Origin of the sequence: Enterobacter sp. KBR-315C3_2022 (genome assembly GCF_041399425.1) — a bacterium.
In the GTDB taxonomy this organism is placed as follows: Bacteria; Pseudomonadota; Gammaproteobacteria; order Enterobacterales; family Enterobacteriaceae; genus Enterobacter.
In genome coordinates, this window is record NZ_JBGKEB010000006.1 from 122,996 (window position 1) to 144,110 (window position 21,115).

At 57.6% G+C, this 21,115-nt stretch carries 16 protein-coding genes; 13 read left to right on the forward strand and 3 right to left on the reverse strand.

What is annotated here, in order from left to right; translation table 11 throughout:
- Positions 1 to 15 precede the first annotated feature (15 nt).
- The 10 genes from ileS (at position 16) to AB8804_RS08810 (ending at position 13,590) form a co-directional block, all read left to right on the forward strand.
- Positions 16 to 2,832: an isoleucine--tRNA ligase gene (gene ileS, locus AB8804_RS08765; protein WP_371185043.1), complete on the forward strand. Its 2,817-nt coding sequence runs from the start codon at positions 16 to 18 to the stop codon at positions 2,830 to 2,832.
- The gene (lspA, locus tag AB8804_RS08770; RefSeq protein WP_371185044.1) at positions 2,832 to 3,332 is read left to right on the forward strand and encodes a signal peptidase II; all 501 of its coding nucleotides are present in this window, start codon (positions 2,832 to 2,834) and stop codon (positions 3,330 to 3,332) included. Before ileS ends, lspA begins: the two co-directional genes overlap by 1 nt.
- A gap of 117 nt (positions 3,333 to 3,449) precedes the next feature.
- Positions 3,450 to 3,899, forward strand: coding sequence for an FKBP-type peptidyl-prolyl cis-trans isomerase (fkpB, locus tag AB8804_RS08775; RefSeq protein ID WP_371185045.1), 450 nt, complete (start codon positions 3,450 to 3,452; stop codon positions 3,897 to 3,899).
- Between the two features lies 1 nt (position 3,900).
- On the forward strand, positions 3,901 to 4,851 hold the full coding sequence (gene ispH, locus AB8804_RS08780) for a 4-hydroxy-3-methylbut-2-enyl diphosphate reductase (RefSeq protein ID WP_371185047.1): 951 nt from the start codon (positions 3,901 to 3,903) through the stop codon (positions 4,849 to 4,851).
- A 298-nt stretch (positions 4,852 to 5,149) separates the two neighbouring features.
- Complete coding sequence (locus AB8804_RS08785; RefSeq protein ID WP_371185049.1) at positions 5,150 to 6,796, forward strand: M14 family metallopeptidase; 1,647 nt, start codon at positions 5,150 to 5,152, stop codon at positions 6,794 to 6,796.
- 168 nt (positions 6,797 to 6,964) lie between these two features.
- Entirely contained in the window at positions 6,965 to 7,786 is an 822-nt protein-coding gene (gene dapB, locus AB8804_RS08790; RefSeq protein WP_371185051.1) for a 4-hydroxy-tetrahydrodipicolinate reductase, read from the forward strand.
- A 455-nt stretch (positions 7,787 to 8,241) separates the two neighbouring features.
- On the forward strand, positions 8,242 to 9,390 hold the full coding sequence (gene carA, locus AB8804_RS08795; protein ID WP_371185053.1) for a glutamine-hydrolyzing carbamoyl-phosphate synthase small subunit: 1,149 nt from the start codon (positions 8,242 to 8,244) through the stop codon (positions 9,388 to 9,390).
- Between the two features lie 17 nt (positions 9,391 to 9,407).
- Positions 9,408 to 12,632: a carbamoyl-phosphate synthase large subunit gene (gene carB, locus AB8804_RS08800; RefSeq protein WP_371185055.1), complete on the forward strand. Its 3,225-nt coding sequence runs from the start codon at positions 9,408 to 9,410 to the stop codon at positions 12,630 to 12,632.
- Between the two features lie 124 nt (positions 12,633 to 12,756).
- Positions 12,757 to 13,245, forward strand: coding sequence for a toxin-antitoxin system YwqK family antitoxin (locus tag AB8804_RS08805; protein ID WP_371185058.1), 489 nt, complete (start codon positions 12,757 to 12,759; stop codon positions 13,243 to 13,245).
- A 111-nt stretch (positions 13,246 to 13,356) separates the two neighbouring features.
- Complete coding sequence (locus AB8804_RS08810; protein ID WP_112011080.1) at positions 13,357 to 13,590, forward strand: YgdI/YgdR family lipoprotein; 234 nt, start codon at positions 13,357 to 13,359, stop codon at positions 13,588 to 13,590.
- Positions 13,591 to 13,634: 44 nt separating this feature from the next.
- Here AB8804_RS08810 and AB8804_RS08815 read toward each other — a convergent pair whose 3' ends face one another.
- Positions 13,635 to 16,487 carry an autotransporter outer membrane beta-barrel domain-containing protein gene (locus AB8804_RS08815; RefSeq protein ID WP_371185060.1) on the reverse strand — a complete coding sequence of 951 codons (2,853 nt, stop codon included), beginning with the start codon at positions 16,485 to 16,487 and terminating at the stop codon, positions 13,635 to 13,637.
- A 375-nt stretch (positions 16,488 to 16,862) separates the two neighbouring features.
- On the opposite strand from AB8804_RS08815, the gene kefF reads away from it, so the two are divergent.
- The 3 genes from kefF to folA all read left to right on the forward strand — a co-directional run bounded on the left by kefF (position 16,863) and on the right by folA (position 19,845).
- The gene (gene kefF / locus AB8804_RS08820) at positions 16,863 to 17,393 is read left to right on the forward strand and encodes a glutathione-regulated potassium-efflux system oxidoreductase KefF (protein ID WP_371185062.1); all 531 of its coding nucleotides are present in this window, start codon (positions 16,863 to 16,865) and stop codon (positions 17,391 to 17,393) included.
- Positions 17,386 to 19,251 (forward strand): glutathione-regulated potassium-efflux system protein KefC, encoded by a 1,866-nt coding sequence (gene kefC / locus AB8804_RS08825; protein ID WP_371185064.1) that lies wholly within the window; start codon positions 17,386 to 17,388, stop codon positions 19,249 to 19,251. The genes kefF and kefC overlap by 8 nt, the downstream gene beginning before the upstream one ends.
- A gap of 114 nt (positions 19,252 to 19,365) precedes the next feature.
- Positions 19,366 to 19,845: a type 3 dihydrofolate reductase gene (gene folA / locus AB8804_RS08830; protein ID WP_371185066.1), complete on the forward strand. Its 480-nt coding sequence runs from the start codon at positions 19,366 to 19,368 to the stop codon at positions 19,843 to 19,845.
- 38 nt (positions 19,846 to 19,883) lie between these two features.
- Here the strand turns inward: folA and apaH are convergent, their stop codons facing one another.
- Both apaH and apaG read right to left on the reverse strand, forming a co-directional pair.
- Complete coding sequence (gene apaH, locus AB8804_RS08835; RefSeq protein WP_371185068.1) at positions 19,884 to 20,732, reverse strand: bis(5'-nucleosyl)-tetraphosphatase (symmetrical) ApaH; 849 nt, start codon at positions 20,730 to 20,732, stop codon at positions 19,884 to 19,886.
- A gap of 4 nt (positions 20,733 to 20,736) precedes the next feature.
- Positions 20,737 to 21,114: a Co2+/Mg2+ efflux protein ApaG gene (apaG, locus tag AB8804_RS08840; protein WP_371185070.1), complete on the reverse strand. Its 378-nt coding sequence runs from the start codon at positions 21,112 to 21,114 to the stop codon at positions 20,737 to 20,739.
- Between the last annotated feature and the right edge of the window lies 1 nt (position 21,115).

Here is a 21,115-nt window from a genome sequence, read left to right on the forward strand (position 1 = left end):
GGAACCGAGAATCTGATGAGTGACTATAAATCAACCCTGAATTTGCCGGAAACAGGGTTCCCGATGCGCGGCGATCTCGCCAAGCGCGAACCGGGAATGCTGGCGCGTTGGACCGATGATGACCTGTACGGCATCATTCGTGCAGCCAAAAAAGGCAAAAAATCCTTCATTCTGCATGATGGCCCTCCATATGCGAATGGCAGCATTCATATCGGTCACTCTGTAAACAAGATTCTGAAAGACATTATCGTGAAGTCCAAAGGCCTCACGGGATATGACTCGCCTTACGTTCCTGGCTGGGACTGCCACGGTCTGCCAATTGAGCTGAAGGTGGAGCAAGAGTTTGGCAAGCCGGGTGAGAAATTCACCGCTGCCGAGTTCCGCGCAAAATGCCGCGAATACGCTGCCACTCAGGTTGACGGCCAGCGCGCTGACTTCATTCGTCTGGGCGTGCTGGGCGACTGGTCGCACCCGTACCTGACCATGGACTTCAAAACCGAAGCCAACATCATCCGTGCGCTGGGTAAAATCATCGGCAACGGCCACCTGCACAAGGGCGCGAAGCCGGTGCACTGGTGCGTTGACTGCCGCTCTGCGCTGGCAGAAGCGGAAGTGGAGTATTACGACAAAACGTCACCTTCTATCGACGTGGCGTTCCATGCCGTCGATCAGGATGCGGTGAAAGCCAAATTTGGCGTGTCGTCCGTCAACGGCCCGATCTCGCTGGTCATCTGGACCACCACGCCGTGGACGCTGCCCGCTAACCGCGCGATCTCCCTGTCCGGCGAGTTTGAATACGCGCTGGTGCAGGTTGACGGTCAGGCGCTAATCCTGGCGAAAGATCTCGTTGAGAGCGTGCTCAAGCGCGCGCAGATAGCTGACTACACCGTGCTGGGCACCGTGAAAGGCGACGCGCTGGAACTGATGCGCTTCAAGCACCCGTTCCTGGACTTCGACGTGCCGGCGATCCTGGGCGACCACGTAACGCTGGACGCGGGTACCGGTGCGGTGCATACCGCCGGCGGCCACGGCCCTGACGACTACAGCATCAGCCTGAAGTACGGTCTGGAAATCGCTAACCCGGTTGGACCGGACGGCGCTTACCTGCCTGGCACCTACCCGGCGCTGGACGGCATCAACGTCTTTAAAGCCAACGACATCATCGTGGATATGCTGCGCACCAGCGGCGCGCTGCTGCACGTTGAGAAAATGCAGCACAGCTATCCGTGCTGCTGGCGCCACAAGACGCCAATCATCTTCCGTGCGACCCCGCAGTGGTTCATCAGCATGGATCAGAAAGGCCTGCGCGCGCAGTCGCTGAAAGAGATTAAAGGCGTGCAGTGGATCCCTGACTGGGGCCAGGCGCGTATCGAATCCATGGTGGCTAACCGCCCTGACTGGTGTATCTCTCGTCAGCGTACCTGGGGCGTGCCGATGTCTCTGTTCGTGCATAAAGAGACGCAGGAGCTGCACCCAAACACCCTCGAGCTGATGGAAGAAGTGGCGAAGCGCGTCGAAGCGGACGGCATTCAGGCGTGGTGGGATCTCGATTCCCGCGACATCCTGGGCGCCGACGCGGACAGCTACGAGAAAGTGCCGGACACCCTGGACGTGTGGTTCGACTCCGGTTCAACGCACTCCTCCGTGGTTGACGTGCGTCCGGAATTTGCCGGTCACGCTGCCGACATGTATCTGGAAGGCTCCGACCAACACCGCGGCTGGTTCATGTCATCCTTGATGATCTCCACCGCCATGAAGGGTAAAGCACCTTACCGCCAGGTACTGACCCACGGCTTCACCGTGGATGGTCAGGGCCGTAAGATGTCCAAGTCCATCGGCAACACCGTCTCTCCGCAGGACGTGATGAACAAGCTGGGCGCGGACATCCTGCGCCTGTGGGTGGCTTCAACCGACTACACCGGCGAAATGGCCGTGTCTGACGAGATCCTGAAGCGTGCCGCCGACAGCTATCGTCGTATCCGCAACACCGCGCGCTTCCTGCTGGCGAACCTGAACGGGTTCGATCCGGTGAAAGACATGGTGAAGCCGGAAGAGATGGTCGTGCTGGACCGCTGGGCGGTAGGCTGCGCGAAAGCGGCGCAGGAAGACATCCTGAAAGCCTATGAGTCTTACGACTTCCACGAAGTGGTGCAGCGCCTGATGCGCTTCTGCTCCATCGAAATGGGCTCGTTCTATCTCGACATCATCAAAGACCGCCAGTACACCGCGAAGGCGGATAGCGTGGCGCGCCGCAGCTGCCAGACCGCACTGTTCCACATCGCAGAAGCGCTGGTGCGCTGGATGGCGCCGATCATGTCCTTCACCGCAGATGAAATCTGGGGCTACCTGCCGGGCGACCGCGAGAAGTACGTCTTCACCGGCGAGTGGTACGAAGGCCTGTTCGACCTCTCCAGCAGCGAAGCGATGAACGATGCCTTCTGGGATGAGCTGCTGAAAGTGCGTGGCGAAGTGAACAAAGTGATCGAGCAGGCGCGTGCTGATAAGAAAGTCGGCGGCTCTCTTGAAGCGGCAGTCACCCTGTACGCGGAACCTGAGCTGGCGGCGAAGCTGACCGCGCTGGGCGATGAATTGCGATTTGTCCTGTTGACCTCCGGTGCGAAAGTTGCGGATTATGCCGAGGCTTCTGCTGACGCTCAGCAGAGCGAACTGCTCAAAGGACTGAAGGTCGCGCTGAGCAAAGCCGAAGGTGAGAAATGCCCGCGCTGCTGGCATTACACCACCGATGTCGGCCAGGTGGCGGAACACGCAGACATCTGCGGACGCTGTGTAAGCAACGTCGCCGGTGACGGCGAAAAACGTAAGTTTGCCTGATGAGTAAATCTTTCAGTTCTACAGGACTGCGCTGGCTGTGGCTGGTTGTGGTGGTGCTGATTATCGATCTGGGCAGCAAGTTCCTGATCCTCCAGAACTTTGCTCTGGGGGATACGGTTTCGCTGTTCCCGTCGCTTAATCTTCACTACGCGCGCAACTACGGCGCGGCGTTTAGCTTCCTGGCCGACAGCGGTGGCTGGCAGCGCTGGTTCTTTGCAGGTATCGCTATCGGTATCTGCGTGATCCTGGCCGTGCTGATGTACCGCTCGAAGGCAACGCAAAAGCTGAACAACATCGCCTACGCGCTGATCATTGGCGGCGCGTTAGGTAACCTGTTCGATCGCCTGTGGCACGGCTTCGTGGTCGATATGATCGACTTTTACGTCGGCGACTGGCACTTCGCGACCTTTAACCTCGCCGACAGCGCAATTTGCATCGGCGCGGCGTTAATCGTGCTGGAAGGCTTCTTGCCTAAACCGGCTGCGAAAGAGCAGGCGTAACAAAACCAGCCGGGTGGCGCTGCGCTTACCCGGCCTACCGAATTTGTGGCCTCCCGTAGGCCCGGTAAGCGCAGCGCCACCGGGCAACAGGTGACCCAAAACAAGCGAGCAATTTGCATGTCTAAATCCGTACAGAGCAACAGCGCGATCCTCGTTCACTTCACGCTGAAGCTGGACGATGGCTCAACGGCTGAATCCACCCGCAATAACGGCAAGCCTGCCCTGTTTCGTCTTGGCGACACCTCCCTGTCTGAAGGTCTTGAGCAGCAGCTGCTGGGCCTGAAAGAGGGCGAGAAGAAGGCCTTTTCGCTCGAGCCGGATGCGGCGTTTGGCGTGCCAAGCCCGGACCTGATTCAGTACTTCTCGCGTCGGGAGTTTATGGACGCGGGCGAGCCGGAAATCGGCGCGATTATGCTCTTTACCGCTATGGACGGCAGCGAAATGCCCGGCGTGATCCGCGAAGTTAACGGGGACTCTATCACCGTTGATTTCAACCATCCGCTTGCCGGGCGTACCGTCCATTTTGATATTGAAGTGCTGGAGATTGACCCAGCGCTGGAGGCCTGAAATGCAGATCCTGTTGGCTAACCCGCGCGGCTTCTGCGCCGGTGTAGACCGCGCTATCAGCATTGTTGAAAACGCGCTGGAGATTTACGGCGCGCCGATTTACGTGCGTCACGAAGTGGTGCACAACCGTTACGTGGTCGACAGCCTGCGCGAGCGCGGCGCGATCTTTATCGAGCAAATTAGCGAAGTGCCGGACGGCGCGATCCTGATTTTCTCCGCGCACGGCGTGTCTCAGGCGGTGCGTAACGAAGCGAAAAGCCGCGACCTCACGGTGTTTGACGCCACCTGTCCGCTGGTCACCAAAGTGCATATGGAAGTGGCGCGCGCCAGCCGCCGCGGCGAAGAGTCGATTCTGATTGGCCACGCCGGTCATCCGGAAGTGGAAGGGACGATGGGGCAGTACAGCAACCCGGAAGGGGGCATGTATCTGGTCGAGTCGCCGGAAGATGTGCTGAAGCTGGACGTGAAAAACGACGCGCGGCTGTCGTTTATGACCCAGACCACGCTCTCCGTTGACGATACCTCTGACGTGATTGACGCCCTGCGTCATCGCTTCCCGAAAATTGTCGGGCCGCGCAAGGATGATATCTGCTATGCCACCACCAACCGCCAGGAAGCGGTGCGCGCGCTGGCTGAACAGGCGGACGTGGTGCTGGTCGTCGGTTCTAAAAACTCCTCTAACTCTAACCGTCTGGCCGAGCTGGCGCAGCGGATGGGGAAAGCCGCATTCCTGATTGATGACGCAACGGATATTCAGGAAGCATGGGTTAAAAACGTCGCCTGCGTCGGCGTCACGGCGGGCGCGTCCGCGCCGGATATTCTGGTGCAGAACGTGATTTGTCGCCTGCAGGAGCTGGGCGGCGGTGAAGCGGTGCCGCTGGAAGGTCGCGAAGAGAACATCGTCTTCGAAGTGCCAAAAGAGCTGCGCATTGACGCGCGTGAAGTGGAATAACGCCCTTTTCTGATGAAAGGCCAGCATCTCAAGTGCTGGCCTTTTTTTTGCCGCGATGACATGGTCAGCTAAAAACAACGGCAATCAGCGCTGCGTCTGATGAACCGGGACTATGATATTAACCTCGTATTACGCGCAGGGCGGGGGCGCCTGTTACCCTCTCTCGGTGACGCAGAGAAATATGAACCCCTGCGTTTCCCGTTATTGGCGTCACGTAAATAGTCCTGAACCACCAGTACGGATAAACAGGGAAAGTTGCGAAGTATTTCCCATTCTGCAAAAAACTAATGGAGTGAATATGAGCCGCTTACCTTCCCGCTATCCACGCCTGCTGCTTGCAACCCTGCTTGTCGGCGTTCTCTTTCCCGCCGTTGCGAAAAAAAACGCAGAGATCTACACGGAATCCCCGGGCGTTGCGGCCCATTTCCCGGTGCCAGGCGACGTGAATTTCACCACGCCTGCTTTTGCTCAGGGCAAGAAAGATTTTACTTCTCAGCAAGAGATGGAACAGTTTATTCACACGCTGGCCGCCTCGTCGCCCCATCTCCAGGCTGGCGTAATCGGGCAATCGCAGGAGGGACGTGACGTTCCGCTGCTGATTTTTTCCGCGGAAGGCTATACCTCGCCGCAGTGGCTCGTGAAAAGCGGCAGGCCGACGGTGCTGATTGTCGCGCAGCAGCACGGCAATGAGCCTGCGGGCGGCGAAGCAGCGCTGATGTTTGCCCAAAGCCTGGTGGAAGGAAAAATGGGCGACGTGCTGTCGCGGGTGAACGTGCTGATTATTCCGCGTGCGAACCCGGACGGCGCGGCGCATTTCACCCGCGATTTAGCCAACGGCATTAACCTTAACCGCGATCATCTGCTGCTGGCTTCGCCCGAAAGTCGCGCCCTTGCCCGGGTGATGAACGGCTATCAGCCTGACGTCACGCTGGATGCGCACGAGTTTAGCGTGGCCGGGCGCTGGGTGGATAAGTTTAACGCGGTTCAGAGCTACGATGCGCTGGTGCAGCACGCAACCACCCCTAATCTGCCGCAGGCGCTCTACGAAACGATGTCCGACCGCTGGAGCGCTGCACTTTCACAGGCCTTTAAAGATAACGATCTCCGCGATTCGGTGTACTACACCACCGACCGGATTAAGCTGGACGACAAGACGCTGTCGATGGGCGGGATAGCGCCCGACTCCCTGCGTAACATGGCGAGCTTACGCAATAGCATCGGTTTCCTGCTTGAAACGCGCGGCGTGGGGATCGGAAAAGCGCACTTTGAGCGTCGGGTCTGGACGCAGTTTGTTGCCATGCGCGCGATGGTGGAGCAGGCCGCCTCGGATCCGCAGGCGCTGCTGGCGCTGACCCGCGATGCTCGCCGCACGGTGGCCGCGTCAGACGGAAAAGGCGACCTGGTGGTGAAAGGGGCGGCGACAAAGGGCAAGCATGAAGTGACCTTGCTCAATGCGCAAAGCGGCGAACCGGTGACGTTTGAAGCCGACTGGCGATCGTCCCTGCACATCACGCCGGTCATCACCCGCTCGCGTCCGTGGGGATATCTGCTGGGGCCTGAACAGCAGGCCGCCGTCGAGAAATTGCGCGAGCTAGGGGTCGAGGTATATCGTCTTGGTCAGTCGCAAACGCTGCCGGTGGAGCGTTATGACATCGCTTCCCTGCGGCAGGGGCAAAAGGTTGATGTCACCGGGAAGATCGGTGCGGCCGGTAACGCCATGACCGAGGTGAAAACGACGCTGGCCAAAGCGGAACTGACCGATACGGCGGGCTACTGGTATGTGCCGCTGAGCCAGCCGCTGGCGAACCTGGCCGTTGCCGCGCTGGAGCCGGAAACGCAGAGTAGCTTTGTGGCGAATGGGGTGATAACGGTGTCTTCCGGCAGTGATAGCGCGGGTCATCTGCCTCTGTGGCGGGTGATGAAGAAGGTATCCTACCGGTTCTAATCCTCTTCTCCCGGCCTGCGGTTATGCCGCAGGCCAATCATATAGCTTTTACTGATATTCCCTCCTGTTTATCATTAAATTCTAATTATCGGCGTTTTCTGTGGCAGCCTCCGCGAAGGCTGGTTACTCTGAAAGCGGTTTACATCATTTTAACGTAAGAGAATAACTATGCATGATGCACAGATCCGCGTCGCCATTGCGGGCGCGGGCGGACGTATGGGCCGTCAGCTGATTCAGGCGGCGCTGCAGATGGATGGCGTGGCGCTTGGCGCAGCGCTGGAGCGTGAAGGCTCATCGCTTTTGGGTACGGATGCGGGCGAGCTCGCCGGGGCAGGCCAGACGGGCGTGACCGTTCAGAGCAGCCTGGACGCGGTAAAAGATGACTTTGACGTCTTTATTGATTTCACGCGCCCGGAAGGGACGCTGAACCATCTGGCATTTTGCCGTCAGCACGGTAAAGGGATGGTGATTGGCACGACCGGTTTTGATGAAGCCGGAAAGCAGGCGATCCAGGACGCCTCGAATGAGATGGCAATTGTCTTTGCCGCGAACTTCAGCGTGGGCGTCAACGTCATGCTTAAGCTGCTGGAGAAGGCGGCAAAGGTAATGGGCGACTATACCGACATCGAGATTGTGGAAGCGCACCACCGCTACAAGGTCGACGCGCCGTCCGGCACCGCGCTGGCGATGGGGGAAGCGATCGCGCACGCGATGGATAAAGATTTAAAAGATATCGCCGTCTATTCCCGCGAGGGGCATACCGGCGAGCGCGTGCCGGGAACCATTGGTTTTGCGACCGTGCGCGCGGGCGATATCGTCGGCGAACATACGGCGATGTTCGCCGATATTGGTGAACGCGTTGAGATTACGCATAAAGCCTCCAGCCGAATGACGTTTGCCAACGGTGCCGTTCGTTCCGCTCTGTGGCTGAAAGGCAAGAAAAACGGTCTTTTCGATATGCGTGACGTGCTGGATCTGAACAATCTATAATTATTTTTACCCTTCGTGATGTGGTTATTGCAGTCGTAATGACTTGATTGCATAGGGCAATATTTTATTGCCCTTTTATTTTTGGCTGTTTAATCACGTATCTTGCTTGTAATCGATAAATAATAAAGTTTCCTCTCTGTTTTTTGTTGAATGATTGTAAATTTTGACCGTTTGGTCCACTTTTTGTCTCCCTGGTTGATGAGTTCCCACTAAACTTGCCGCGCAAGCGTTTTCTACCACGATTTGGCTGATCTTTTTGCCGCTTAACCCGCACTCAGCCCATCAGGGCCGCAAAAGAATAAGCAAAATATCCGTTTTGAGTTGACTTTTACTGACCAAATCCCCAGAATGCCGCCGTTTGCCAAAAATCCGCTGGCAACACATTTGCATTGATTCATGACGTCGTTATGAATTAATATGCAAATAAAGTGAGTGAATATTCTCTGGAGGGTGTTTTGATTAAGTCAGCGCTATTGGTTCTGGAAGACGGAACCCAGTTTATCGGTCGGGCCATAGGGGCAACGGGTTCGGCGGTTGGGGAAGTCGTTTTCAATACTTCAATGACCGGTTATCAAGAAATCCTCACTGATCCTTCCTATTCTCGCCAAATCGTTACTCTTACTTATCCCCATATCGGCAATGTCGGCACCAATGCGGCTGACGAAGAATCCTCTCAGGTACATGCGCAAGGCCTGGTCATCCGCGACCTGCCGCTGATTGCCAGCAACTTCCGCAATACCGAAGACCTCTCTTCCTACCTGAAGCGCCATAACATCGTGGCGATTGCCGATATCGATACCCGCAAGCTGACGCGCCTGCTGCGCGAGAAGGGCGCCCAGAACGGCTGCATCATCGCGGGTGATAACCTGGATGCGACGCTGGCGCTGGAAAAGGCAAAAGCCTTCCCGGGCCTGAACGGCATGGACCTGGCGAAAGAAGTCACAACCGCAGAAGCCTACGGCTGGACGCAGGGGAGCTGGACGCTGGAGGGCGATCTGCCGGAAGCGAAGCCCGAGAGCGAGCTGCCGTTCCACGTCGTCGCCTATGATTTTGGCGCCAAGCGCAACATCCTGCGCATGCTGGTTGACCGCGGCTGCCGCCTGACGGTCGTCCCGGCGCAAACCTCTGCTGAAGAAGTGCTGAAGATGAACCCGGACGGCATCTTCCTCTCTAACGGCCCTGGCGACCCGGCGCCGTGCGACTACGCCATCGACGCCATTAAATCCTTCCTCGAAACCGACATTCCGGTATTCGGCATCTGCCTCGGCCATCAGTTGCTGGCGCTGGCGAGCGGGGCGAAGACCATCAAGATGAAATTTGGTCACCACGGTGGTAACCACCCGGTGAAAGATATCGATAACAACGTAGTGATGATTACGGCGCAGAACCACGGCTTCGCAGTGGATGAAGCGACGCTGCCAGCGACGCTGCGCGTGACCCACAAGTCGCTGTTCGACGGCACCCTGCAGGGTATCCACCGCACCGACAAACCGGCATTCAGCTTCCAGGGCCACCCGGAAGCGAGTCCGGGGCCGCACGATGCTGCGCCGCTGTTCGACCACTTCATCGAGCTTATTGAGCATTACCGCCAGTCCGCGAAATAATCAGGAGTTAGAGAGCCATGCCAAAACGTACAGACATAAAAAGTATCCTGATTCTGGGCGCGGGCCCAATCGTTATCGGCCAGGCGTGTGAGTTTGACTACTCCGGCGCGCAGGCGTGTAAAGCCCTGCGCGAAGAGGGCTACCGCGTAATCCTGGTCAACTCCAACCCGGCGACCATCATGACCGACCCGGAAATGGCCGACGCGACCTACATCGAGCCAATTCACTGGGAAGTGGTGCGCAAGATTATCGAGAAAGAGCGTCCGGACGCGGTGCTGCCAACCATGGGCGGCCAGACGGCGCTGAACTGCGCGCTGGAGCTCGAGCGTCAGGGCGTGCTGGAAGAGTTCGGCGTGACCATGATCGGCGCGACCGCCGACGCGATTGATAAAGCAGAAGACCGCCGCCGCTTCGACGTGGCGATGAAGAAAATCGGCCTCGACACCGCGCGTTCCGGTATCGCACACAACATGGAAGAAGCGCTGGCCGTCGCGGCCGACGTGGGCTATCCGTGCATCATCCGTCCGTCGTTCACCATGGGCGGCACCGGCGGCGGTATCGCCTACAACCGCGAAGAGTTCGAAGAGATTTGCGAACGCGGTCTGGATCTTTCACCAACCAAAGAGCTGCTGATTGACGAGTCGCTGATTGGCTGGAAAGAGTACGAGATGGAAGTGGTGCGTGATAAAAACGACAACTGCATCATCGTCTGCTCCATCGAAAACTTCGACGCGATGGGCATCCACACCGGCGACTCCATCACCGTTGCGCCAGCCCAGACGCTGACCGACAAAGAGTATCAAATCATGCGTAACGCCTCGATGGCGGTACTGCGTGAAATCGGCGTGGAGACCGGCGGGTCTAACGTCCAGTTCTCCGTGAACCCGAAAACCGGACGCCTGATCGTTATCGAAATGAACCCGCGCGTGTCGCGCTCCTCCGCGCTGGCCTCCAAGGCGACCGGCTTCCCGATTGCCAAAGTGGCGGCGAAGCTGGCGGTGGGTTACACCCTCGACGAGCTGATGAACGACATCACCGGCGGCCGCACCCCTGCGTCCTTCGAGCCGTCCATCGACTACGTGGTCACCAAAATTCCACGCTTCAACTTCGAGAAATTCGCGGGCGCGAACGACCGCCTGACCACCCAGATGAAGTCCGTCGGCGAAGTGATGGCGATTGGCCGCACGCAGCAGGAATCCCTACAGAAGGCGCTGCGCGGCCTGGAAGTGGGCGCGACCGGCTTCGACCCGAAAGTGAGCCTCGACGACCCGGAAGCGCTGACCAAAATTCGCCGCGAGCTGAAGGACGCGGGCGCAGAGCGTATCTGGTACATCGCCGATGCCTTCCGCGCGGGCCTCTCCGTAGACGGCGTGTTCAACCTGACCAACATCGACCGCTGGTTCCTGGTGCAGATTGAAGAGCTGGTGCGTCTGGAGGAACAGGTCGCAGAGCTGGGTATCAACGGCCTTGACGCTGACTTCCTGCGCGTGCTGAAGCGTAAAGGCTTCGCCGACGCGCGTCTGGCTAAGCTGGCGGGCGTGCGCGAAGCGGAAATCCGCAAGCTGCGCGACCAGTATGACCTGCACCCGGTCTACAAGCGCGTGGACACCTGCGCGGCGGAGTTCTCCACCGATACCGCCTACATGTACTCCACCTATGAAGACGAGTGCGAAGCCAACCCGTCCGTCGACCGCGACAAGATTATGGTGCTGGGCGGCGGTCCAAACCGTATCGGCCAGGGCATCGAGTTCGACTACTGCTGCGTCCACGCCTCGCTGGCGCTGCGCGAAGACGGTTACGAGACCATCATGGTTAACTGTAACCCGGAAACCGTCTCGACCGACTACGACACCTCCGACCGCCTCTACTTCGAGCCGGTCACTCTGGAAGACGTGCTGGAAATCGTGCGCATCGAGAAGCCAAAAGGCGTAATCGTGCAGTACGGCGGGCAGACTCCGCTGAAGCTGGCGCGCGCGCTGGAAGCAGCGGGCGTGCCGGTCATCGGCACCAGCCCGGATGCGATTGACCGTGCCGAAGACCGCGAGCGTTTCCAGCAGGCGGTTGACCGCCTGAAGCTGAAACAGCCTGCGAACGCCACCGTCACCGCCATTGAGATGGCCGTTGAGAAGGCGAAAGAGATTGGCTACCCGCTGGTGGTGCGTCCTTCCTACGTGCTGGGCGGCCGCGCGATGGAAATCGTCTACGACGAAGCCGACCTGCGCCGCTACTTCCAGACCGCGGTGAGCGTCTCCAACGATGCGCCGGTGCTGCTCGACCGCTTCCTCGACGATGCGGTTGAGGTGGACGTTGACGCCATCTGCGACGGCGAAATGGTGCTGATTGGCGGCATCATGGAGCACATCGAGCAGGCGGGAGTCCACTCCGGCGACTCGGCCTGTTCTCTGCCAGCGTACACCCTGAGCCAGGAGATTCAGGACGTGATGCGCCAACAGGTGCAGAAGCTGGCCTTTGAGCTGCAGGTTCGCGGCCTGATGAACGTCCAGTTCGCGGTGAAAGACAACGAAGTGTACCTGATTGAAGTCAACCCGCGCGCGGCGCGTACCGTGCCGTTCGTCTCCAAAGCCACCGGCGTGCCGCTGGCGAAAGTGGCGGCGCGCGTGATGGCGGGCCAGACGCTGGCGCAGCAGGGCGTAACCAAAGAAATTATCCCGCCGTACTACTCGGTGAAAGAAGTGGTGCTGCCGTTCAACAAATTCCCGGGCGTTGACCCGCTGTTGGGGCCAGAAATGCGCTCGACCGGGGAAGTGATGGGCGTGGGCCGCACTTTCGCAGAAGCGTTCGCCAAGGCGCAGCTGGGCAGCAGCTCCACCATGAGAAAATCGGGCCGCGCGCTGCTCTCCGTTCGCGAAGGCGATAAAGAGCGCGTGGTTGACCTGGCCGCCAAGCTGCTGAAACAGGGCTTCGAGCTGGACGCAACCCACGGCACGGCGATTGTGCTGGGCGAAGCGGGCATCAACCCGCGCCTGGTGAACAAGGTGCATGAAGGGCGTCCGCACATTCAGGACCGTATCAAGAATGGCGAATACACCTACATCATCAACACCACCGCGGGCCGCCAGGCGATTGAAGACTCCAAGCTGATTCGCCGCAGCGCGCTGCAGTACAAAGTGCACTACGACACCACCCTGAACGGCGGTTTCGCGACGGCCATGGCGCTGAACGCGGATGCCACCGAGAAGGTGATTTCAGTCCAGGAAATGCACGCGCAGATCACGAAGTAAGCTTCGGAATCCTCTCAAAACCCGCTTCGGCGGGTTTTTTTACGGCTTTCCGACCAATTTTGGCGGTTGCGCCATCCCTCTCCTGAACGCATGTTAAGCCCACAAACTAAAAAAGGAGCTGCATGTGATCCGTTCCATTACCCTGGTCTCTCTGGTGGCGCTGCTGTCCGGCTGCGCTGATTTTTCCTCATCCGTTACCAACACGATTGATAAAATGGGGATGACGCCTGATTACGCTAAAGGGCTACAGGACGACCTTCAACCGCAAAAAAAACTCACCACGCCTGAAGTTAAGGTTGCCGATACGGTGCCGGAAGGAAAGCTGGTGGAGAAGTACGATAACGGTAATAAGAAGTTTGAAACCGTCGTTAAGGACCGCTGCTTCAATGAGTTCATCGATATTTACTATCCTAATGGCGTGTTGAGGAGCCATACCCCGCTGGTGAATTGTAAAGCCGAGGGGCTGTCGCAGGGCTACACCCAGGAGGGCAAGCTGCGCTCGACAATTACCTTCAAAGCGAGCGTGGCGAACGGCGAGGCGAAAACCTATGACGCAAGCGGCAAGGTTGTGCAGACGGTCATCTATAAAGACGGTTTCCCGACGAAAAGCTAGCTTGCGTTCTGCGGCGTCTTCAGAAAGTTCTGTATTCATCCGCGAGCGTGGTATTTTCTACTACAGTATTAACTCAGCTGATAAAAAATGACTAATAGCAGGGAGAATACGATGAAAAACAAACTTTTGATGACTTCAATCTTTGCCGCAGCAGCTATGTTTACCGTTGCCGGTTGCTCGTCCAACCAGGCAGTAAAAACCACCGACGGGAAAACCATCGTGACCGACGGCAAACCGCAGGTTGATGACGATACCGGCCTGGTGTCGTATAAAAATGCCGAGACGGGTAAGACCGAGCAGATTAACCGCGATCGCGTCAAATCGATGGGTGAACTGGATAACTAAAAAAAAGCCGTGGCGCAGGCCACGGCTTTTTGCTTTCTGAAAGATTACCAGCGATGGTTCAACAGAACATGTCCGCCGTAGGCAGCATAGCTGTTTTCACCCCATTCACCGCTCGCGCGCAGCGAGATGGTGGTCGTGTCGTTCAGATTACCGGTCACGCCCAGCTCTAACTGACCGCGATCCTCAGGCGTATCGTTGCTGGTGGTTTCGCCGTTGAAGGCCAAATCGTTTTGGCCCGCCCCTTTGAGCCAGTTTACCGCTACGTAAGGCTGCCAGGCCTTCACGTCTTTCTGCTCGAAGTAGCTCGCCTTCACGCCAAGACGCCCGAACAGGCTGTCGTTATCCAGCGTGGTGACGCGCACGCCGTCAGCATCAGTATGATTCTCCTGATCGAGATAGCTGTAAATTACCTGCGCCTGCGGTTCAATTTTCCAGGTCCGCTCGTTCTCAGAAGCAACGTTCCACGCATGGCCCACTTCGACGGACGCGGCAAAGCCCTGGCTGTGGTAGCTTTCATCGTTACGGTCGCTGGTCACTTTGTTGTTGAACCAGCTATAGGCCGCCCAGGTGTCAACGTAGCTGCCAAGACGTAAGTTCTGATCTTCCTGCCAGGTCGCGTACAGGCCCACGTTAAAGCCGTCCACCTTACCCTGCGCATCGCGCACGTTGTGTTTTGCTTCGGAATGGGTTTTCGCCTGGCCTGCGCCGAACATGCCGCCCGCGTGCAGAACGCCCTTATCCATGGCTTTGCTCATGAAATCGCTGCCGACCTGAAGGGTGGTGGTCGTGGTATCGTAGCTGCCCTTATCACCGTCGACGTTGTTTTCGTGATAGCGGCCTTTCACGTACATCCACGTGTTGAGATCGTCAACGTTGCGGAAGGTGATCTGATCGCGATCGTCACGCTTGTGCAGGAACATGCCCTGAGCGGCCAGATAGTTGCCCAGGTACGCGCTGGTTTCAGGTGCCAGCACTTCAGGCCCAGTATCTACACCGTTCTGGGACGGGGTATTACCGCCTGTGCCGTTGCCGTTATCGGTGTTATTGCCATTATTATTACCATCGGTATTGCCGCCAGCGTTGTCAGGATCGGTGGTCTCGTCGGCAGGAACTTCAGCTTCATTCGCTTTTGATTCCAGATACCAGTTGCCATCGTTATGTTTGTTAAGGCTGTATTCCCATTTGCCCGCCACAACCGGTTTGGCCAGGTTCATGGTAGCGTCAGAGCTTCCGCCGACGCTCACCACTTCCATCCCGTTGACCGTCTGCGCGCCTTGTCCGCCAATGTTATTGATGCTGATGCCCGATTGACCAAAGCTGCTGCCGGTGATGGTCAGGTGATCGGTTGCCGAGCTGTCATCGGCCACCACGCTGTTCATGACGATGGTGCTGCCCGCGGAGCCGGTATAGTCGCCTTTGATCGTATAGTTGTTGCCAACGGCGTTGTTCTGACCGCTCAGCAGCAGAGTGCCGCTGTTGGTCACGTTACCGTTGAGGGTATCGGCCGTTGCCGCCGTGGAGGCTTTATTGCCTGAGATCGCGTTCCAGGCTGCCAGCGTACCGCCGCTTAAAATCGTGAGGTTATTGTTCACTTCACCCGCAGAGGCGAAGGTCGCTCCGTTCTCGACGGTGACGGTCGCATTGCTACCCTTCACGCCCAGCGTCGCGCCTTCCGTAACTAACGTCGTGCCGGCATGCAGAACGGTATTCCCGGTGTAGCTGTTTTTGCCGGTGAGCGTCAGGGTTTTTGCATCCGCTTTTTCAACGCTGCCGGTGCCGGTCATGTCGGTGGCAAAGGTGAAGTTTTCACCCTGGTTGAAAATAACGGTGCCGTTGTTGGTCAGACCGCCGCTCAGCGTCGCGTTACCCTTGCCGGTGCCAAGCTGCAGCGTGGCGTCTTTTGCCACCAGCGTAGTGCCGCTGTTGGTGACGTCGCCGCCGAGCGTCAGGCTGCCGGTATTCACCTTGATGGAATCACCGGAGCCGATAACGTCGATATCACCAGTCATCACCCAGTTTTCACCGGCCATGGTCACGGAGGCAAAGCCGTCGTCGGCGTTCAGGCCGACAAAGTTGCTGTCTTCACTGGCGGAGCCAACAAGCTTCACCGTGTTGCCTTTAGAGACGGTGGTAATCACATCGCCGTTCAGGATCGAGCCAGTGTTCAGCATTAACGAGTTGTCTTTGTCGCTGCCGAAAAGTATCGCGGTCGCGCCGCCGTCGACTTTCCCCGAGTTGGTGATGTCCGCTCTGGCGGCATCCGAGACGTTAATACCGTTTGCGCTGGCCTTGATTTCACCTGTGTTAGTCAGCTTGGTATTGCCGTTTGTTAAAAATACGCCATCACCGTTGGTCGCGGTAATTGTCCCTGCATTATTAACGCCGATGCCCACGGCGGAGCTGATACCGGTTTGGCCTTTAATGCTGCCGGTCGCGCTATTATTGATGCTGATGGCGGAGGATTTATTGCTGACTAAAATACCTTTTTCAGCGCCAGTAACGCTGCCGCTGTTATTAAAATCGCCCAGCATGGAGATAACGTTGACCGCGCTACCCGTGGTCGAAGAAATAGAGGCTCCAGCATTATTATTAATCACGACGCGCTGCGCGTCGGTATTCACGTTCAGGGCATCACTTCTACCTGAAATATTCCCCTGAATGGTGGTTTCGGTAACCTTGAAACCTGTTACGGTCACTGCCGGGGTGGTATCAGCGGAGGTAATCGTAACGTCTTTATTTACGATATATTGTGCATCTGCGGAGAATTCTTGTGGTACGGAGGTCGATTTATCAATAGTTCCTGCAGAAGCTATCACTGGGGTCAATACTAATAGCGCGGGGAATATTTTCGCCAGAGTTTTGGTTGTTCTGTTTAATTCAAATGACTTGTTACTCATATACACATCCATTTGTTTGAAAACGCGTTCAAGACTGAGTTTCTCTGCATCATCTTTTTTAATATTTATGACGAGATGTATCAAATGATGAAAATGACTCGAAATTATTCGTTTTTCAATGTGTTGTGTATATAGCAATTTGTTTAAGAGTAAATTTAGCAAATCTTAAAAATGACAAATTATCGATCTTTTTAGCAAAATAATTCATCGGATCAATTTCTAAGATTGAAGTAGGCACGCCCCGCGCAGGGCTTTAACCGGGTTGGCAATTGTTGCCGTTTGCGAAGGCGAAGCCGCGCGGCGCTTTAAGCGAAGAGACTAACTGTCTACACTCTTAGACACAAAGAGAACCTGGACAGGGAACACATCGCGCTTATGATTTTAATTATTTACGCGCATCCGTATCCGCAGCACTCGCATGCGAATAAAAGGATGCTTGAGCAGGCAGGGACGATTGAGGGCGTAGAAATTCGCTCTCTTTATCAGCTCTATCCCGATTTCAATATCGACATCGCCGCCGAGCAGGAGGCGCTGTCTCGTGCCGATCTGATTATCTGGCAGCACCCGATGCAGTGGTACAGCACGCCTCCGCTGCTCAAGCTGTGGATTGATAAGGTCTTTTCTCACGGCTGGGCCTACGGCCACAACGGTAATGCCCTAAAAGGCAAAAGCCTGATGTGGGCCGTGACCACCGGCGGCGGTGAAAGCCATTTTGAGATTGGCGCCTTCCCGGGCTTTGACGTTCTCGCGCAGCCGCTGCAGGCCACCGCCCTTTACTGTGGCCTCACCTGGCTCCCACCTTTTGCTATGCACTGCACCTTTATCTGCGACGACGAAACGCTGCAGGCGCAGGCTCGTCATTACAAACAACGCTTACTCGAGTGGCAGGAGACGCACAATGGATAGCCATACGCTGATACAGGCGCTGATATATCTCGGCGCCGCGGCGCTGATCGTGCCCGTGGCGGTTCGCCTGGGGCTAGGGTCCGTGCTGGGCTATCTGATTGCGGGCTGCGTCATCGGCCCGTGGGGGCTTCGCCTGGTGACGGACGCCGAGTCGATTCTGCACTTTGCGGAGATCGGCGTGGTGCTGATGCTGTTCGTTATTGGCCTGGAGCTGGATCCGCAGCGCCTGTGGAAGCTCCGCGCCTCGGTATTTGGCGGCGGGGCATTGCAGATGGTGGCCTGCGGCCTGCTGCTGGGCGGGTTCTGCATCCTGCTGGGAATGGACTGGAAGGTCGCCGAGCTTATCGGCATGACGCTGGCGCTCTCCTCTACGGCCATCGCCATGCAGGCGATGAACGAGCGCAACCTGACGGTTTCCCAGATGGGGCGCAGCGCCTTCTCCGTGCTGCTGTTCCAGGATATCGCCGCCATTCCGCTGGTGGCCATGATTCCGCTGCTGGCGGCCAGCGGCGCATCGACCACACTGGGCGCCTTTGCGCTGTCGGCCCTGAAGGTGGCGGGCGCGCTGGCGCTGGTCATTCTGCTGGGGCGATACGTTACGCGTCCGCTGCTGCGCTTCGTGGCGCGCTCGGGGCTGCGCGAAGTGTTCAGCGCCGTTGCACTATTCCTGGTGTTCGGCTTCGGGCTGCTGCTGGAGGAGGCCGGGCTGTCGATGGCGATGGGGGCCTTCCTGGCGGGCGTCCTGCTGGCAAGCTCCGAATACCGCCACGCGCTGGAAAGCGACATTGAGCCGTTCAAGGGGCTGCTGCTCGGGCTTTTCTTCATCGGCGTCGGGATGTCTATCGACTTCGGTACGCTGGTGACTCACCCGCTGCGGATAGTGATTCTGCTGGTCGGCTTCCTGGTCATTAAAATGGGGATGCTGTGGCTGATTGCCCGTCCGCTGAAGGTGCCGAACAGGCAGCGTCGCTGGTTTGCCGTGCTGCTGGGGCAGGGAAGCGAGTTTGCGTTCGTGGTCTTTGGCGCGGCGCAAATGGCGAACGTGCTCGATGCCGAGTGGGCGAAAGCGCTCACGCTGGCGGTGGCGCTGTCGATGGCGGCGACGCCGATCCTGCTGGTGCTGCTGACGCGCCTTGAAAAATCGGACAGCGAACAGGAGCGCGAAGCCGATGAGATCGACGAAGAACAGCCGCGCGTCATTATCGCGGGCTTTGGGCGTTTCGGGCAGATTACGGGCCGTTTGCTGCTCTCAAGCGGCGTCAAAATGGTGATTCTCGATCACGACCCCGATCACGTGGAAACCCTGCGTAAGTTCGACATGAAGGTCTTCTACGGCGACGCCACCCGCGTCGATCTGCTGGAGTCTGCCGGTGCGGCGAAGGCCGAGGTGCTGATCAATGCGATTGACGATCCGCAGGCCAGCCTGCAGATGGTGGAGCTGGTAAAAGAGCACTTCCCGAACCTGACGATCATCTCCCGCGCGCGCGATGTGGATCACTACATCCAGCTGCGCCAGGCGGGCGTCGAGGCCCCCGAGCGTGAAACGTTTGAAGGCGCGCTGAAGTCAGGCCGTATGGCGCTGGAAAGCCTGGGGCTGGGCGCCTATGAAGCGCGCGAGCGCGCCGATCTGTTCCGCCGCTTTAATATGGATATGGTCGAAGAGATGGTGGCGATGGCGGGGAGCACGGCTTCAGAGCGCGCGGCGGTGTTTAAACGCACCAGCGCGATGCTGACCGAAATCATCAACGAGGACCGAAATCATCTGTCGCTGGTACAGCGCCACGGCTGGCAGGGCACGGAAGAGGGCAAGCATACCGGCAATCCTCAGGACGAGCCGGAGAGTAAACCTTCCGCGTGAAGTGGAGTTGCCAGCAATATTAAAAAATATCTGTTTCTTTACTCTGCCGCCAGTCGACGAAAGATTAAGCTTTCCGTATAGTGGCGGCAATTTTTTGCATCCGGGAAATTTTCAATGATCAGTCTGATTGCAGCGCTGGCGGTAGACCGCGTTATCGGTATGGAGAATGCCATGCCGTGGAACCTGCCTGCCGATCTCGCATGGTTTAAACGTACTACGTTAAACAAGCCGGTAGTGATGGGCCGCCTGACCTGGGAGTCGATTGGTCGTCCATTGCCGGGCCGTAAGAATATCGTTATCAGCAGCCAGCCGGGCACTGACGATCGCGTTCAGTGGGTGAAATCCATTGACGAAGCGATTGCCGCCTGCGGTGATGCCGAAGAGATCATGGTGATCGGCGGCGGTCGCGTGTACGAGCAGTTCCTGCCGAAAGCGCAGAAGCTTTATCTGACGCATATTGATGCGGAAGTGGAAGGGGATACGCATTTCCCGGATTACGATCCGGACGAGTGGGAATCGGTGTTCAGCGAGTTCCACGACGCGGATGCGCAGAACTCACACAGCTACTGCTTCGAGATTCTGGAACGTCGCTAAGCGTTAACACGCCTCTCCCTTTCGGGAGAGGTCTATTCTCAGGAGGCAACCGCCTCGCCTTCACTTAAGCCTGACTGTCGATTAGACGGCTGCACGAAGTACGTTTGATCTTCCCAGCGCAGGCAGGTTAAATCTCCGCCCCAGCAGCAGCCGGTGTCCAGCGCATACACGCCTTCCGGCGTACCTTTTCCTTCCAGCGATGCCCAGTGGCCAAACGCGATGCTGTACTCGTTTGTCACCGGCCCGGGAATGGCGAACCACGGCTTGAGCGGCGCGGGCGCGTTCTCCGGCGTATCTTTGCAGTACATATCCAGCTGACCGTTCGGGAAACAGTAGCGCATGCGCGTAAAGGCGTTGGTGATGAAGCGCAGCCGCGCCAGGCCGCTAAGATCCTCGCTCCAGTTGTTCGGCATATCGCCGTACATGGCATCAAGGAAGAAGGGGTAGGAGTCGCTTGCCAGCACCGCCTCGGCGTCGCGCGCGCAGGTCCTGGCCGTCTCGAGATCCCACTGCGGCGTGATGCCCGCGTGTGCCATCACCAGCTTTTTCTCTTCGTCTACCTGCAGCAGCGGCTGGCGGCGAAGCCAGTTCAGCAGCTCGTCTGCGTCCGGCGCGTCAAGCAGTGGCGTAATACGATCTTTCGGCTTGTTGCGGCTGATCCCGGCAAACACGGCCAGCAGATGCAGATCGTGGTTGCCCAGCACCATGCGCACGCTGTCGCCCAGCGATTTTACGTAGCGGAGCACGTCAAGCGAGCCAGGGCCGCGCGCGACTAAATCGCCCGTCAGCCAGAGCGTATCCTGCCCCGGCGTGAAGTCGACCTGCTTTAATAATGCGATCAGTTCATCGTAGCAACCGTGAACGTCGCCAATCAGATATGTAGACATTAGATTAATGAATGAGTGTAGGTACGGCGAGACGGAACACAGGAATAGCAATACGGAACGGATTGCCATCGACGTCGACCATTTCATAATGGCCTTCCATGGTACCCATTGGCGTTTCAATCACCGCGCCGCTGGTGTACTGATACTCTTCGCCAGGGTTGATGTGCGGCTGTTCGCCAACCACACCCTCGCCCTGGACTTCAATTTCGCGGCCGTTGCCGTTGGTGATAAGCCAGTAGCGCCCGAGCAGCTGCACGGGCATCCGCCCCACGTTGCGAATGGTCACGGTGTAAGCAAAGACAAAACGTTCTTCATCCGGCGAGGACTGAGATTCAACATAGACGCTTTGCACATGGACACAGACGCGGGGCGAATCAATCATG